This is a genomic window from Mesorhizobium sp. B2-1-3A (genome assembly GCF_006442655.1).
In the GTDB taxonomy this organism is placed as follows: domain Bacteria; phylum Pseudomonadota; class Alphaproteobacteria; order Rhizobiales; family Rhizobiaceae; genus Mesorhizobium.
This window is the reverse complement of record NZ_VFWK01000006.1, coordinates 81259-96706: the sequence shown is the minus strand read 5'-3', so window position 1 is coordinate 96706 and position 15448 is coordinate 81259. Positions and strand designations below refer to the sequence as shown.

Sequence of the window (15448 nt, the reverse complement as noted above, 5' to 3'; positions counted from 1 at the left end):
TGCACAAAAAAATCTTTCGGGCCGTTAACCAAGAGCCCAAATTCCAGCCTTTGCACGTTCTGGCTTGTGGACCTTCGTGGCTGCGGCTTTTATTAACAAAGCGTTAACTGCAATTTTCGCCGCTCCGTGAGGGTTCGCCAAGCGCATGCCGTCCGAATATTCCTTCCTCGACGTCGCCGTGCTCGATGCGGTCCGCCAGCGCTTTGCCGCCGGCGACGCGATCGCGATCCTGTCGGGGGACCTGGAGCAGGTAATCTGGGCCAACGGGCCGGGCGCAGCCGTGTTCGGCTATCCCGACATTGAAGCGATCATCGGCGCCTCGGCCCGGCTGCCGCTGATCGCCCGCCGCCAGATCATGGCGACCAGCGGCTTTCCCGAGATCGGCAGCGATCGCGCCATCATGGTGCGGCTGGCAACGGGAATGACCAGCCGCGCTGTCAGCTTCCTTGCCAGTGCCGTGGCGCTGCCCGATGGCGAGAAAGCGATCATGCTGGCGGTGCCGGCGGCGCAGACAGGCTCGCGCGGTGCCGCCGAGATCGCCAGCCGGGCGATCGGCGGCTTCACCGAAGACGGCCATTTCATCGCCTTCATCGACGCGGGGGGCAATGTCGAGGCGGCATCGGACGGGTTTTCGAGGCTCGGCATCCAGCCCGCGACGCTGGCCGCCCTGGTGGCGGATGTGACCGCCGAAGGCGAGCGTATCGTCAAGCGCCTCGTTCCAGGCGGCAGCACCTCCTACCCGGCCGGCCTGGCGCGGCTGACGCCGGAGCGGCATCTCCTGGTGGTGATCGACGAGGATCAGCTCGAGGACAGCATGCCTGCCGCAGAAGCTTCGGCGGACGGAGTGCCCGAAGCAACGGAAAGCCCCGCCAACCAGACTGGCGGCGCGAAGAGCGTTTCCGCCGAATCGGAGTCTCATCAGGACAATCAGCCGCCGGCGGATGTTTCACAGACAACGGCGATCGAGGGACCGACGGGCACCGCCGCGCCTGAGCAGCAGCCAGCCCTCTCTCCAGCCGGGCCAACACCAGCTGCCGCCGACAATGATCGGCCGGTGGTGGGCGGCACGACTGCACAGCATGATCATTGGTACTTCAATGCGGGTGAGGAGGACGCGCCAGCCGCGCCGGAGCCAGAAGCCGTGGCCGAAGCAAACGGCACCGAGGCTTCGGTGGACAGCGCGAAAAAAGACGAGGCCGCCTCCCCGGCCACAAGCTCGGCCGCCCGGACGATAGACCGCTCGGCGGCGCCGATGCGCTTTGTCTGGCGCACCGACGCCGAGGGCAGGTTCAGCGCGCTGTCGCCGGAATTCGCCGATATCGTCGGCAAGCCGGCCGCTGACGTGATCGGCCGGCGTTTCAGGGATGTCGCGGCGACCTTCGGCCTTGACGCGTCCGGCGAGATAGCCGGCCTGCTGGAGCGACGCGACACCTGGTCCGGCCGCTCCGTGCTGTGGCCCGTGGTCGGCACCGACCTCAAGATTCCCGTCGACCTCGCGGCTTTGCCTGTCTATGGCCGCAGCCGTGCCTTCGAGGGTTTTCGCGGCTTCGGCGTTGCCCGCGCCAGCGACGCGGTCGTCGATCCGGAAGCGATCGGCATGGCCCTCGTACCCAATGGCCAGGCTCCAGCGTCGTCCGTGCCGGAAACCGTCGAAGCTCCCGCCGAAGAGCCGAAGGCCGAGGAGCCGAACGCGGACCCGTTCAAGGGCGAGGTGCCGGCGCTGACCATCGTGCCAAAACAGGAGCGGCGCTTTGCCGACAAGGTCATCCGGCTGGCCGAACACCGGCAACCGGCCAATGACAAGGGACTGTCGACACTGGAGCGCAGCGCCTTCCGTGAGATCGGCGAGCGGCTGAAGAAGGAGAGTGCGCCGGCCGAGCCGCCGGAAACCGACAAGCCCGGCATCGAAAGCCCGACGGAACCGGCGATCAACACGCCGGCTGAGCCCACGGCGGAGGCCCCGGCCGCGAAGACGGAGACTGCGATCGAACCCGCCGGCGAGGTCGCGGCGACGCCTGATGCCGTGCCGGATCAGGAGGATGCGGCGCTGGCCGAGCCAGCCGAGACCGATGCCGAGGACGAGGCGGATCTCGCACGGCTTGATGGCGGTCACCCGGATGAAGTGGATGATGTGGAACCCGTCGGCACCTTGCCTGGTGTGAGCGGTTCGTTGCTTGACTACGCCGACCGGAATGATGAACCCGGTCCTGTCGCGAACAATGACGAGCCCCCGGTTTCAGAACCCGCTGTGGCGGAACCGCAGGGGACCGAGCCGGTCGCGGCCGAAGGACCTGGTACCAAAGACGCCACGCATGATGCCGTCGAGGACGACGACAGCATGACATCGGCCGATTTTCGCGATGCCGAGGACAATGAGGACTGGGCCGACGGCGAGGAAGCCGCGGCCGCTGATGAGCAGGCCGCCGCACGCACCGGTGAAGCCGCCAGTGCAGCCGACACCGTCGATAGCCTGGCTGAACGTCCTCGCCTGCGGGTGCCGCCGCTCAAGACCGAAGGGTTCGTGCCGTCGGCCTTTTCCGTCGGCGACGAAAGCAAGGCTCCGGACACCTTGCTGCTCGGCAAGCTGCCGGTGCCGCTGCTCATCCATTCGGGCGACCAGTTGCACTATGCGAACGATGAGTTCCTGAACCTGACAGGTTACCCAGCACTCGAGGACCTCGCTGATGCGGGCGGCCTGGGCGCGCTGTTTGCCGATCCCTATGGGGATGACGGCGCCTCCGACGGGAGCGACCGGTCGCTGCGGCTGAAGACGCGCGATGGCCAGGAATTCCCGATCGACGCCATCCTGCGCTCCGTGCCCTGGCGCGACGGCAAGGCCCTGATGCTGGTCGTGCGCCGTTCCGGCGAGGATGACGCGCCGGCGGCCCTGCACGTGGTCGGCGAGGAGCCGACGCAGCCCGACATTTCCGAACTCAAGGCACGCATCGCCGAGATGCGCACCATCATCGATACCGCCACCGACGGCGTCGTGCTGATCGGCAGCGACGGCACCATCCGCTCGATCAGCCGCCCGGCCGAAGCGCTGTTCGGCTTCGACAGCGACGAGGTGACCGGCAAGCCATTCGCCTCGCTGTTTGCCATCGAAAGCCAGCGCGCGGCACGCGACTATCTCACCGGCCTGTCCGAGCCAGGCGTGGCAAGCGTGCTGAACGACGGCCGCGAGGTGATCGGGCGCGAAGCGCAGGGGCGCTTCATCCCGCTGTTCATGACCATCGGCCGGCTGCCCAACGACAGCGGCTTCTGTGCCGTGGTGCGCGACATCACGCAGTGGAAGCGCGCCGAGGAGGATTTGACGCAAGCACGCGCGGTGGCCGAACGGGCGTCCTCGCAGAAGACCGATTTCCTGGCTCGCATCAGCCACGAGATCCGCACGCCGCTCAATGCCATTATCGGCTTTTCCGAATTGATGGTCGACGAGAAGTTCGGGCCGGTCGCCAATGACCGCTACCGCGACTATCTGCGTGACATCAACCGCTCGGGCAACCATGTGCTCGACCTCGTCAACGATCTGCTGGACATCTCGAAGATCGAAGCCGGCCAGCAGGAAATGGCCTATGAGGCGGTGTCGCTCAACGACACGCTGGCCGAGACGGTGGCGATGATGCAGCCGCAGGCCAACCGCGAACGTGTCATTATCCGCTCCAGCTTTGCCTCGCGGCTGCCGGAAGTGGTGGCGGATCTGCGCTCCGTGCGCCAGATCGCGCTCAACATCCTGTCGAACGCCATCCGCTACACCCAGGCCGGCGGCCAGGTGATCGTCTCGACCGCCTACGAGACCTCGGGGGATGTCGTCATGCGGGTGCGCGACACCGGTATCGGCATGAGCCAGGCCGAGATCGAACAGGCGCTGAAGCCGTTCAAGCAGATCAATGCGCTGAAGCGCGGGCGCGGCGACGGCACCGGCCTTGGTCTGCCGCTGACCAAGGCGATGGTGGAAGCGAACCGCGCTCGCTTCACCATCAATTCGACACCGGGCGAAGGCACGCTCGTCGAGGTCGCTTTTCCCTCGACCCGGGTGCTCGCGGAATAGCGGCTCCAAAAGAAAAGGCGCCCAAAGGACGCCTTAAGAGATGGGATTGCTGTCACAACGGGGGCTTGAGCGAATTCAGATCCTCCGGGGGCTGAGGAACGGGATTTCTCCCTCAAGTTACATGCGACTATCGGGGTCGGGCCTTAACAAGTCCTTACCAGGCCGCCAAAAAATTTACGAATGTGTACCACTCGTGAAATCTAGGTAAATTCCCGAGAGATAATCCGTTAACCATGACGGACCGGTCATTCGGCAAGCTGCGGCAGATTGCGGAACAGCTCCAGCGCCTCCGGATTGGCAAGCGCTTCCTTGTTCTTGATGGCGCGCCCATGCACCACGTCGCGCACGGCGAGTTCGGTGATCTTGCCCGATTTGGTGCGGGGAATGTCCGACACGGCGACGATCCTGGCCGGGACATGGCGGGGGCTGGCGCCGCCGCGGATCTTGGCACGAATGCGTTTTTCCAGATCCTCGTCCAACTGGACGCCCGCGGCCAGCCGCACGAACAGCACGACGCGCACATCATTGTCGAAATCCTGTCCGATGCACAGCGCTTCCAGGATTTCCGGCATCTGTTCGACCTGGTTGTAGATCTCCGCCGTGCCTATGCGCACGCCACCCGGGTTGAGCGTGGCGTCGGAACGGCCGTGGATGATCATGCCGCCATGCTCGGTCCATTCGGCGAAATCGCCATGGCACCAGACATTATCGAAACGCTCGAAATAGGCCGCCTGGTATTTCTTGCCGTCTGGGTCGTTCCAGAAACCGATCGGCATGGACGGAAAGGCCTTGGTGCAGACCAGCTCGCCCTTTTCCTGCCGGATCGGCTTGCCGTCGTCATCCCAGACATCGACAGCCAAGCCAAGGCCAGGGCCCTGGATCTCGCCGGTCCAGACCGGTTCGGTCGGCACGCCGAGCACGAAACACGAGACGATGTCGGTGCCGCCGGAAACCGAGGCGAGATGCACGTCCTTCTTGATGCCCTCGTAGACGAAGCGGAAATCCTCGGGCGACAGCGGCGAACCGGTGGAGGATATCGCCCGCACGGTCGACAGATCGTGGCTGCCGATCGGCTTGAGACCGGCCTTGCGCACGGAATCGATAAACTTCGCGGAGGTGCCGAAGAAGGTCATCTTCTCGACGTCGGCGAAGTCGAACAGGACATTGCCGTTGGGGTAGAAGGGCGAGCCGTCATAGAGCAGCAGCGTCGCACCGGACGCCAGGCCCGACACCAGCCAGTTCCACATCATCCAACCGCAGGTGGTGAAATAGAAGAAGCGATCGCCGTCGACGAGCCCGGCATGCAGCCGGTGCTCCTTGACATGCTGGATCAACGTCCCGCCGGCCGAATGGACGATGCATTTGGGAATGCCCGTGGTTCCGGATGAAAACAGGATGTAGAGCGGATGCGAAAACGCCAGCCGCTCGAAGGTGACGGGCTTGACGGCGAAGGGCGCCAGCGCCTCCTCCATCGCCACGGCCTTGTCGATGATCGCGGCCACGTCGGTCGAGGTGCCAAGATAATCGACGAGCAGAACCTTGCGGACACTGCCGAGCTTGGCCGCGATCGCCGCGACCTTGTCGGCGACCTCGATCGCCTTGCCATTGTACCAATAGCCGTCGGGCGCGATGAAGATGACAGGCTCGATCTGGCCGAAGCGGTCGAGCACGCCCTGCTCGCCGAAATCGGGGGAGCAGGATGACCACACCGCGCCGATCGAGGCCGCCGCCAGCATGGCCGCGACGGTTTCCGGCATGTTGGGCATCATCGCGGCAATGCGGTCGCCCTTCTTCACCTTGAGCGACAGGAAGAGCTGCTGCAGACGCGAGACCAGGCCATGCAGCTCATTCCAGGACAGCCGCCGCTCGACCTTGTCCTCGCCGCGAAAGACAATCGCCTCGCCGGCGCCGGTCTTCTTCAGCAGGTTCTCGGCGAAATTCAGCGTCGCGTCGGGGAAGAACGAGGCACCCGGCATTTTGTCGCCATCGGCCAGCACGCGCTCGCCGCCATTGGTCCATTTGTCGCCGACGATGCCGGAAAAGTCCCACATCAGGCTCCAGAACGCCTTGCGATCCTCGATCGACCAGCGGTGAAGGTCGGCATAGGAGGAGAATGTGGCGCCGGCTTTCGCCTCCGCGGCCTTCAGGAAAGCCGTCAATGGCGAAGCATCGATCCGGTCTTGCGTCGGGGTCCAGAGCGGTACTTCGGCAGCCATCATCGATCCTCCCACGGTCGTCATCGCTTATGCATATCGCAGCGCAGCAGAGCAAGATTTTGTTGGGCCGAAGCGACCAGGTGTGCGCAAATGCCATCGCCGGGCCATAAAGACTTGAAATGCCTCAGTCCTAAGTCGTAGTGACGACTGGGGTTACACACGTCGGGCAATTAATCGGAACGGAAGCATATAGGGCGAGATGCCATCATCCTTGATCCGCCGCGGAGTATGGGCGATCGGCGCTGCCGTGATCGTCATTGCTCTGGTGGTCGCCGCGCTGCCGCTGATCGCCTCGACGCGCATCGTGCGCGACCGCATCGCCTGGGAGATGAGCGCGTGGAGCGGCTTCCGGGTCGCCATCGAAGGCTCGCCGCGCATCGAGGTCTGGCCGAAATTCCGGGCAATCCTGACCGATGTGACGCTGTCCAGGTGGACGGACACCGATGCACCGCCGGTCGTCGAAGCCGAACGGGTGGAAATCGACCTCTCGGCCATGGCGGCATTGCAGGGCGACGTGGCGTTTTCCACGGCGCGGCTGGTGCGTCCGACGATCCGGGTCCAGCGCACGGCCGATGGCCTGTTCCTGCCCACCGCGCCGACGGGCGGGCGCATCGCGCGCTCCATCGACACGGCGCGCGGCGTGGTCAATGCCGATCCCGCCAAGCCCGACCTCGACAAGCTGCCAACCGACGCCTTCGGCACGGTCGAATTCAGGGACGGCCGCATGGTGGCGTCCGTGAACGGCAAGGACGTGGAGATCCTCAGCAGCCTTAGCGGCCAAGCGACCTGGGCGGCGATGAACAGCAATGCGACATTGTCGGCAACCGGTATCTGGCGTGGCGAAAGCGTGGCCCTGGACGCTGCCTCGCCGAAGCCGCTGGTGCTGTTTGCCGGCGGCATGGCGCCGCTCACCCTGACCTTCAAGGCTGCGCCCGCCACCTTCTCCTTCGACGGCACCGCCAACATGTCCCAGAACGCCTATTTCGACGGCCAGGTGAAGTTCGCGGCACCTTCGCTGCGCCGCGTGCTGGAATGGTCGCAGGCCGGCATCGCGCCGAGCGCGGCGATCGGTTCCGTCAGCATTTCCAGCAAGGTCACGGCGTCGGCCGGACGCGTCAAATTCGAGAACACCGCGCTGGCGCTGGACAACAATCCGGGTATGGGCGCACTGGACCTGTCGCTTGGCGACGCCCAGCCGGTGATATCGGGCACCCTAGCCTTCGATACGCTCGACCTCAGATCGTTCCTGTCCGCCTTCACGCCGCTGGGGCCGACGAGCGGCACTGGACCGGGTGACGTCGACACAAGCTTCGCCGATCGGGTCAATCTCGACCTCAGACTGTCGGCGGCGCATGCCACGGCCGGCTCCATCCAGCTTGCCGACGTCGCCGCCACCGCCCAGGTCAAGGACGGTCTTTCCGTCTTCGATATCTCCGACGCGTCGGCCTTTGGCGGCAACATCCAGACCAGCCTTCGTTTCGACCGCAAGCCCGAGGGCACCCAGGTCGAGATCCGGCTGCTTGCTTCCGATGTCGATGGCGGTGCGTTCGGTACGGCGGCCGGGATGACCCGGCTGGTGCCGGTCGGCACGGGCACCGTTTCGGTCATCCTCAAGGGACCCGGCAGGACCTGGGATTCGATCTTTGAAAACGCCGACGGCTCGGTCACGGCGACCTTCGGACCCGGCGCGCTCAGCAAGTTCAACCTGCCTGCCTTTCTCAAGCATACAGAACAGGGCGGCTTCTTCGCGCTCGACGATGTCTCGGACGGGACACTGCCGATCGACGGTGCTGAAGTGAAGGCGACCATTTCACGCGGCGTGGCGAGGCTGGACAAGGCCGAAGCCAATTCGGCGAAATACAAGATCTGGCTTTCCGGCATCGCCTCCTATGCGGGGCGTGGGCTGGCACTGTCAGGCGGCGTCATCCAGCCTGACCAGGCGGCGCAGAAGAACGGCCAGCAGGGGCCCAACCAGTCGTCCTTCTTCGTCGGCGGAACCTGGAGCACACCGTTCATATCCCCGATAAGCCGCGGCGTTTCGGGCGAATAGAAACGCGCTTTCCTTCAGTTGAACATCGTATCGTCCGAAAACCGGTGTCACCCTCGGGGCCAAGCCCGAGGGCACGCTGTCGAGATGCTCACCCGCGCTGCGCAGCCTGTTCGTCGAGCTGACGCTGCACCTCACGCCGCTTATTGGCGATCGAGGCGACGATGACACCGACCGCGACGACGGCGATCAGGATGGTGCAGGCGGCATTGATCTCCGGTGTCACACCGAGGCGGACCTGGCTGTAGATCTTCATAGGCAGCGTTGTGGCGCCCGGGCCAGAGGTGAAGCTGGCAATCACAAGATCGTCGAGCGACAGCGTGAAGGCCAGCATCCAGCCTGACACGATCGCCGGCAGGATGACCGGCAGCGTGATCTGGAAGAAGGTCTTCGCCGGCGTTGCGCCGAGATCCATTGCCGCCTCCTCCAGCGAACGATCGAAGGAGACCAGGCGCGATTGCACCACGACGGCCACGAAGCACATTGTGAGCGTGATGTGGGCGAGCGTTACCGTGAAGAAGCCGCGGTCGAGGCCGACGGCAACGAAGAGCAGCAGCAGCGACAGGCCGGTGATGACTTCCGGCATGACCAGCGGCGCGAAGACCATGCCGGAAAACAGCACCCTGCCCCGGAAGCGGGTGTAGCGCGTCAGGGTGAGCGCCGCCAGCGTGCCGAGCACGGTCGCCACCGTCGCCGAAATGACGCCGACACGCGCCGTGACCCAGGTGGCGTCCATCAGGCCCTGATTGTGGAACAGCGACACGTACCATTTGGTCGAGAAGCCGCCCCAGACGGTGACGAGCTTGGATTCGTTGAAGGAGAAGACGATGAGCAGCACGATCGGCAGGTACAGGAAGGCAAAGCCAAGCACGATCGAGGTGACGTTGAAGCGGCTCCAGGTGGCGTTCATTTGCCCTGCTCCTGGGCACGCGCCTGTGCCTGTTGGAAAAGCATGATCGGCACGGTCAGCAACAACAGCAGGATGACGGCCACGGCAGACGACACCGGCCAGTCACGATTGGCGAAGAACTCGTTCCAGAGCGTCTTGCCGATCATCAGCGTCTGCGATCCGCCGAGCAGATCGGGGATGACGAACTCGCCGACAGCCGGGATGAACACCAGCAGGCAGCCGGCGATGACGCCGGGCAGCGACAGCGGGAAGGTGATCTTCCAGAAAGCCGATGTCGGCGGGCAGCCGAGATCCTTGGCCGCCTCGATCAGCGAATAGTCCATCTTCTCCAGCGACGAATAGAGAGGCAGCACCATGAACGGCAGATAGGAATAGACGATGCCGATGAAGATCGCCGTGTAGGTGTTGAGGATGACCAGCGGCTGGTTGATGACGTGCAGCGACAAGAGCAGCTGGTTGAGCAGGCCCTCGGGCTTGAGAATGCCGATCCAGGCATAGACGCGGATCAGGAACGAGGTCCAGAACGGCAGGATGACCAGCATCAGCAAGGTCGGACGGATGGTGGCCGGCGCACGTGACATGCCATAGGCGATCGGGTAGCCGACGATCAGTGTCAGCACGGTCGAGATGGCGGCAATGATGACGCTCGTCACATAGGCCTTGAAATAGAGCGCGTCCTGCGTCAGCCAGACATAGTTGTCGAAATTGAGGTCGCGGAACCCGGCAAAGAAGCCGGAGACGCCATCGCTGAAATCGAGCACCGGCGTGTAAGGCGGCATGGCGATCGCCGTCTGCGACAGGGAAATCTTGAAGACGATGATGAACGGGATGAGGAAGAAGAACAGAAGCCAGAGGTAAGGAACGATGATGACGAGCCGGTTGACGAAGCCGCCACCCAGCCGCGTCAGGAACGGCTTGGCGACGGTCGATGGTCCGGCGGCATCGGTGACAGCGATGTTGGACATATCAGCCCCCTACCGCGCCAGCACGACGCCGGCGTCGGGCCGGAAGGACACCCAGGCGCGGTCGTTCCAAGTCAGCGGATCGTCGGTCACCCGCGCCGCATTGAGCGCGCTTGCCCTGATGATCTGCCCGTCATCCAGCCTGATGTGGTAGACGGTCATGTCGCCGAGATAGGCGACGTCGTAGACCTCGCCTTCCAACGCATTGACAGCGTCCGCCGGCTTCTTCGACGACACCTTGATCTTCTCCGGCCTGATGGCGAAAACGATCTCGGAACCGGCTGCGGTATCGGCGTTGTTTTCAACGACGATCTGGGCACCTGTCGCGCCAGTGATGCGGGTGGTGTTGGCCGACCGCTCGGCGACCTTGCCCTCGAACATGTTCACGTTGCCGACGAAATGCGCGACGAAGCGCGAGGCCGGGGCTTCATAGACTTCCGCCGGCGTCGCCACCTGCATGACCTCGCCCTTGTCCATGATGGCGATGCGATCGGCCATGGTCATCGCTTCTTCCTGGTCGTGGGTGACGACGACGAAGGTCAGCCCAAGTTCCTGCTGCAAATCCATCAGTTCGAACTGGGTCTCCTCGCGCAGCTTCTTGTCGAGAGCCCCCAGCGGCTCGTCGAGCAGCAGCACCTTCGGCCGCTTGGCGACCGAGCGGGCGAGCGCGACGCGCTGGCGCTGGCCGCCGGAAAGCTGGTGCGGCTTGCGCTTGGCGAACTGCTCGAGCTTGACCAGCTTCAGCATCTCGGCGACGCGCTTTTCGATATCGGGCTTGGGCATGCCTTCCTGCTTGAGGCCGAAGGCGATGTTGTTCTCCACCGTCATATGCGGGAACAGGGCATAGGACTGGAACATCATGTTGACCGGCCGGCGATAGGGCGGAATGCCGCGCAGGTCCTGGCCGTCGAGCAGAATGCGGCCGGCCGTCGGTTCCTCGAAGCCGGCAAGCATCCTGAGCAGCGTCGACTTTCCGCAACCGGACGCGCCGAGCAGGGCGAAGAATTCGCGCTCGAAGATCGTCAGCGACAGATTGTTGACGGCGGTGAAGTCACCGAACTTCTTGGTGACGTTGTCGAACTGGATGTATGGCTTGGCGTTCGGGTCGTTCCATGGCGCGAAATCCCTGCGGATGCTGCCAAGCGATTTCATATCCCCACTCCGTGCTGTTTCTTGCTTCGTGCCCCAAAATGAGCGACCCCGGCAGTCGTCTGTCGGGGTCGCTTCAGTTGCTTATTGGCCGGTGACGATCTTGGTCCAGCTGCGCGTGATGATACGCTGTGTCTTGGGATCGTAAGGGGAGACCGTGTAGAGCTTCTGCAAGGTCGCGTCGTCCGGATAGACAGCCGGATCCCCCAGCAGCGCCTTGTCGACAAATTGCTGCGATGCCTTGTTGCCGTTGGCATAGAGCACGTAGTTCGACGATTTGGCGATCACTTCGGGCGTCATCATGTAGTTGATGAATTCAAGTGCCTCGGCGACATGCGGCGCATCGGCGGGGATCGCCATCTGGTCGAACCACATCTGTGCGCCTTCCTTCGGCACGGAATAGCCGATTTCAACGCCTTGCTTGGCCTCGACCGCGCGGTTGCGGGCCTGGAACACGTCACCAGACCAGCCGACCGCGAGGCAGATGTCGCCGTTGGCGAGCGCGTTGATGTACTCGGACGAATGGAACTTCCTGATGTAGGGACGGACCTTGAGCAAAGCTTCCTCGGCCTTGGCGATATCGTCCGGCGAGGTGCTGTTCGGGTCGAGACCCAGATACTTCAACGCCGCCGGTATGATGTCGGCCGGCGAGTCCAGCACGTAGACGCCGCAGTCCTTCAACTTGGCAAGACTATCCGGATTGAAGAACACGTCCCAGCTGTCGATCTTGTCCGTGCCCAGTGCAGCCTGCACTTTCTTCGTGTTGTAGCCGATGCCGACCGTGCCCCACATGTAGTTGACCGAGTATTCGTTGCCGGGGTCATATTTGGCGGTTCGCTCGGAAACCGTGTCCCACATGTTGGAGAGGTTCGGCAGTTTCGACTTGTCGAGCTTCTGGAACACACCGGCCTGAATCTGGCGGGCGAGGAAGTTGCCGCTGGGCACGACGACGTCATAGCCGCTGCCGCCGGCGAGCAGTTTGGTTTCCAGGATCTCGTTGGAATCGAACGTGTCGTAGACGACCTTGATGCCGGTCTTCTTGGTGAAATCGTCGATGATCGAACTGTCGATATAATCCGACCAGTTGAAGACATTGACGACGCGATCCTCGGCATGCCCGGCGGGCGTGAACAATGTCAGAAATACCGAGGTCGCCGAAAGCCAGAGCGCTTTGCGGATCATGCTATTCTCCTTTGGTGAGTGTTCCATCGCCGGCTCGTCGCGACGCGCGACCGGGCATTTGTTTCAGACTATTGAGCTTTCCAGGGGACAACAAGCGGCGATCGGCGCGCCGGTCGCGGCCACGCAATTGACCCGGACTGGAAGGAATCGCGGTGCCGTCAGAAGCTTTCGCCGCCGCGCGGACAGAAATACAGAAATATGGTCCGGTCTCGATCGGGCCGCCGGGGAGACTTGGCAAGATACGCCTGTCTTGTTGTTGCCGTGTTCCCAGCCTGCCCGGGCGGCAGCGAGGTTGTCAATGGCAAAGCATCGGCGCCCGCATCAATTCGGCGACGGCACCCCGGTGACGCCTGCCCGCCGCGGCCGTGCCTGGCGTTTGAACTCGAGACCAATATGGACGAGCAGCGCCGTGACCACCACCGCGCCGCCGATGATGGTGCGTCCGGACGGCACTTCGGAATGGATGAGCCAGACCCATATCGGCCCAAGGATCGGCTCGAAAGTGCCAAGCAGTGCCGCGATAGCAGCCGGGATCAGCCTCGCGCCGGTTGCGAAGAAGGCAAGACCGATGCCGAGATTGACCACGCCGAACGCGAAGAGAAAGCCCATGTCGCCGGCCGAGACCGTGAAGGTCGACGCCTGCGAGGCGGCAAGGCCCGCGGCCAGGATCGTGCCGAGACAGGTCGCCGGGGTCATCCTGACGCTGGCGAACCGCCTTGTGATGACGGTGGCGATCGAGAACATGAACGCGATCAGCAGCGCCAGCCCGTCGCCTATGGGCGAGACGGCGCCATTGAGCGATTCCGACACCATGATGGCGACGCCGGCGATGACGGCGGCAATCGCCACCCAGGTCACGACGCCAACCCGTTCGCGAAACAGCGCCCAGGCAAACAGCGCCGCCAGAAGCGGCACGCCGGCCTGCATCAAAAGGATGTTGGCAACGGTGGTGTAGGCGAGCGCCACGACGAAGGAGGTCGATGCGATGGCGAAGCAGAAGCCGACGGCAAGGCCGGGCAGGCCCATGTCGCGAAACGATCTCAGCATGCCGCGCCAGCCGTCACGCCAGGCCATGAAGGAGAGCAGGAAGGCGGCGGCCCAAACCGAGCGCCAGAAGATAACCGTCCAGCTGTCACCGACTGTGATGAAGCGGGCGATGGTGCCGCCGAAACTCCACATCAGCGCCGAGAGGAAGACCAGAAGCATCCCGACGCGCTCCTCGCGCGGCGAGGTGGTCGAAGCGACAAGGGCCGGTGATGATGCTGCGTCTGTCATGGGCGCGACTGTCGAGCTTTTGTGGACGGGACGATGCGCAAGGCACGACAAAGAACTGCCCTGTTCGCGTAACGCAAGGACTTGAGCCGCGGGTGATCCAGACACAGGCGACGATTATGGCACCTTTGCTGCCGCGTTACTGGAAGTCGAAGGCGCTCAGGCCCGTCACCATCTCGTCGAGACCGAGCGGGCGTGTCACCGGCGGTTCGGCACGCGCCAGGCAGCCGACGCGCTCGCAAAGCCGGCAGGCGGGTCCGACCGGCGTCGCCACGACGGCGCCTGCTCCCGACTTTCCGGCGGCGGCCGCTCCGGGCAGCGCCGCGCCATAGACGATGTCGTCGCGAAAGCCGATGTCGCAACCGAGCAGCAGCGCAGTGCGGCGCGGACGCTCCGAGAATGCGCCCTGCGGCCCCTCCAGCGTGCGGGCGAGGCACAAGAACTCGGCGCCATCGGGCATTTCCACCGCTTCGACGAAAACCTGGCCGGGCTGGGTGAAGGCAACGTGCACGGGCAGCTTCGGACAGCCGCCGCCAAAGCGGCTGTGCGGAAAGCCCTGGCTGCCGGCCCTGCGAAAGCGGTTGCCCGCATTGTCGACCTCCAGCATGAAGAACGGCACGCCAAGTGCGCCCTGCCGCTGCAGCATCGTCAGCCGGTTCGCCGCCTGCTCGAACGAGACGCCGAAGCGCGAGCGAAGGACGTCGATGTCGTAGCGCGCGCGGACGGCGGCAGCATGAAAGGCCTGATAGGGCATCATCAGCGCATGCGCGGCATAGCGGCCGAGTTCGAAGCGGGCAAGGCGACGGGCTTCGTCCGTACTCAGCTTGAGCGCCTGGATTTGACCGGCGACCGCGACCGTCATGCGGATCAGGCAGGCTTCCATCGCCACTTCGCGCAACTGGTCGAACGGCGACAGCCGCTCCGACAGGAACAGGCGCTGCGAATGGCGATCGTAGCGGCGGCGCCAGTTCGGCATGGTGGCGACCGGCAGAACCTTGACGACGATGCCGTATTCGCGCTTCAGCCAGGCCTTCAAGGCACCGAACAGGTCATCGCCGGGATCGAGCACCGCGGTGAACGCCTCCGCCTCTTCCTCGAGTGTCGTGAAATGGTTCGGCCGCCGCTCGAAGGTCTCGTGCACCTCGTCGATCGGCAAGCGGGCGCCCGAAAGCGCTGTCGCCCGCCCCTCGCGCGCCAGAAGCTCGTTGAGGTCGGACAGCCGCTCGGCTTGCTCGCGATAGGCGCGGAACAGTTTTATTACCGCGGCCGACGCGTTGGGCGCCGCCTCGGCAAGTTCGATCAGCTCTTGATCTCCCGGCAATTCGCCGACCAGCAGCGGATCGGTGAACACCTCCTTCAAGGCCGCGACCGACCCTCTTGCCTCGCCCTGCAGCTCATGCGGGTCGACCTTGTAGACGGAGGCCAGCTTCAGGATCAGCTGCACCGTCAGCGGCCGCTGGTTGCGCTCGATAAGGTTGAGATAGGACGGCGAGATGCCGAGCCCCTCGGCCATAGCCGTCTGGGTGAGGCCCTTGGCGTTGCGGATGCGGCGAATGCGCGGCCCCGCGAAAATCTTCTGGTCAGCCATCGACTGTCCTTGACAGGAATTTACACGGCATTCGCGATAATTCATCGCTCACAGGTTTTACAAGTATGACA

The 15448-nt window shown here is 64.0% G+C and carries 9 protein-coding genes; 2 read left to right on the top strand and 7 right to left on the bottom strand.

Features of this window, described 5'->3' with window-relative positions; all coding sequences use genetic code 11:
* The first annotated feature begins 145 nt into the window (after positions 1 to 145).
* A complete protein-coding gene (locus FJ977_RS24985) occupies positions 146 to 4051 on the top strand; it encodes a PAS domain S-box protein (RefSeq protein WP_140774847.1) in 3906 nt (1301 codons plus the stop codon).
* Between the two features lie 245 nt (positions 4052 to 4296).
* On the opposite strand, the gene FJ977_RS24980 is transcribed toward FJ977_RS24985, so the two are convergent.
* On the bottom strand, positions 4297 to 6267 hold the full coding sequence (locus FJ977_RS24980; RefSeq protein WP_140774846.1) for an acetoacetate--CoA ligase: 1971 nt from the start codon (positions 6265 to 6267) through the stop codon (positions 4297 to 4299).
* A 199-nt stretch (positions 6268 to 6466) separates the two neighbouring features.
* Here FJ977_RS24980 and FJ977_RS24975 point away from each other — a divergent pair, with 199 nt between their 5' ends.
* Entirely contained in the window at positions 6467 to 8317 is a 1851-nt protein-coding gene (locus tag FJ977_RS24975) for an AsmA family protein (RefSeq protein ID WP_140774845.1), read from the top strand.
* Between the two features lie 88 nt (positions 8318 to 8405).
* Here the strand turns inward: FJ977_RS24975 and FJ977_RS24970 are convergent, their stop codons facing one another.
* The 6 genes from FJ977_RS24970 to FJ977_RS24945 form a co-directional block, all read right to left on the bottom strand.
* Positions 8406 to 9224 (bottom strand): ABC transporter permease subunit, encoded by an 819-nt coding sequence (locus FJ977_RS24970; RefSeq protein ID WP_140774844.1) that lies wholly within the window; start codon positions 9222 to 9224, stop codon positions 8406 to 8408.
* Positions 9221 to 10189 carry an ABC transporter permease subunit gene (locus FJ977_RS24965; RefSeq protein ID WP_140774843.1) on the bottom strand — a complete coding sequence of 323 codons (969 nt, stop codon included), beginning with the start codon at positions 10187 to 10189 and terminating at the stop codon, positions 9221 to 9223. Before FJ977_RS24965 ends, FJ977_RS24970 begins: the two co-directional genes overlap by 4 nt.
* A 9-nt stretch (positions 10190 to 10198) precedes the next feature.
* The gene (locus FJ977_RS24960; protein WP_140774842.1) at positions 10199 to 11338 is read right to left on the bottom strand and encodes an ABC transporter ATP-binding protein; all 1140 of its coding nucleotides are present in this window, start codon (positions 11336 to 11338) and stop codon (positions 10199 to 10201) included.
* 81 nt (positions 11339 to 11419) lie between these two features.
* Positions 11420 to 12517, bottom strand: a complete 1098-nt coding sequence (locus FJ977_RS24955) for a polyamine ABC transporter substrate-binding protein (RefSeq protein ID WP_140774841.1) — start codon at positions 12515 to 12517, stop codon at positions 11420 to 11422.
* Between the two features lie 321 nt (positions 12518 to 12838).
* A complete protein-coding gene (locus FJ977_RS24950; RefSeq protein ID WP_140774840.1) occupies positions 12839 to 13792 on the bottom strand; it encodes a DMT family transporter in 954 nt (317 codons plus the stop codon).
* A gap of 136 nt (positions 13793 to 13928) precedes the next feature.
* Positions 13929 to 15377: an XRE family transcriptional regulator gene (locus FJ977_RS24945; protein WP_140774839.1), complete on the bottom strand. Its 1449-nt coding sequence runs from the start codon at positions 15375 to 15377 to the stop codon at positions 13929 to 13931.
* Positions 15378 to 15448: the final 71 nt, after the last annotated feature.